1 protein-coding gene is annotated in these 1,376 nt (G+C 62.5%); it reads left to right on the top strand.

Features of this window, described 5'->3' with window-relative positions; translation table 11 throughout:
- Positions 1 to 1,369: IS30 family transposase (locus NLR35_RS34140; protein WP_374940881.1), on the top strand; the 1,369-nt coding region annotated here is incomplete at its 5' end.
- Positions 1,370 to 1,376 lie beyond the last annotated feature (7 nt).

Here is a 1,376-nt window from a genome sequence, read left to right as displayed (position 1 = left end):
CCGAAAGCGGCGGTCAACGCGGGCGAAGCTGGGATCGATGGGTCGCCCACCAGTGGCGGGGCGTGGGGAACAGCAGAAGTTTTGGCGGGGGATTGCCGCCGGATTGAACAGCGAGAAGGCTGCACTGGCTGCTGGATTGTCAGATGCTGTCGGACCCCGATTGTTTCGAAGGACAGGCGGCGTGGTACCAGCGATGTTCAGACCATCGGCGAAGCCGCTCTCCGGCCGGCGCCTCTCTTTCTCTGAACGCGAAGAGATTGCCCTGCTGAATGCGCAGCGCCATTCTGTACGAGAGATAGCGCGGCGCCTCGATCGGTCTCCCTCGACCATCTCCCGTGAGCTCGATCGCAATGCGGCGACGCACGGCGGCAAGATGGCCTATCGAGCGACGGCCGCCCAGTGGCATGCAGATCGATCGGCCCGGCGCCCTAAGCCAAGCAAGCTTGCAAGCAACGCCGCCTTGCGCACTTATGTTGAAGATCGGCTTGCCGGCGTTGTCGTGCCTCCGGGCGGCGTCCGGCGGAAGGCTGGTCGTGCGGGTTCGGACCAGGAGCGGCGATGGGCAAAAGCCTGGAGTCCTGAGCAGATCGCCCAACGCTTGCCGATCGACTTCCCGGATGACGAGACGATGCGGATCAGCCACGAAGCCATTTACCAGGCGCTTTTTGTTCAGAGCCGAGGTGCGCTGAACCGGGAGTTGACGGCCTACTTGCGAACGGGACGTGCGCTGCGGGTGCCTCGAGCGCGCACGCGAAAGCGCAGCAAAGGCTTCGTATCGCCAGAGATCATGATCAGTGAACGTCCGGCCGAGGTCGCAGATCGCGCCGTGCCGGGACATTGGGAAGGAGATCTGATCGTCGGCTCCGAGAGTTCGGCAATCGGCACGCTCGTCGAACGCAGCACACGGTTTACAATGCTGCTGCACCTGCCACGCTTGCCGGGATTTGAAGACGGCCCACGTACGAAGGACGGGCCTGCGCTCTCCGGACACGGAGCTGAAGCGGTACGCGATGCGATCACGCGCACCATTATCACTTTGCCCAAGGAACTACGCCGCTCGCTGACTTGGGATCAGGGGACCGAGATGGCGCAGCACAGTGACCTCAAGATCGATACAGGCCTTCAGGTCTACTTCTGCGATCCAAGAAGCCCCTGGCAGCGTGGCACGAACGAGAACACGAATGGCCTCCTGCGGCAGTACTTCCCGAAAGGCACCGATCTCAGCGTCTACGATGCTGACGAGATCGCCGCTGTGGCCGCAGCGCTCAACTCCCGACCGAGAAAGACGCTGGGATGGAAAACCCCAGCAGAGACGCTTGACGAACTCCTGTCCGGAATGAAAACACTTGGTGTTGCGACGACCGCTTGAGCCCGCC

Source organism: Bradyrhizobium sp. SRS-191 (assembly GCF_024586915.1).
GTDB lineage: Bacteria > Pseudomonadota > Alphaproteobacteria > Rhizobiales > Xanthobacteraceae > Bradyrhizobium.
Note: the sequence above shows the minus strand (reverse complement) of the source record. Positions and strands in the feature narration are given on the sequence as shown.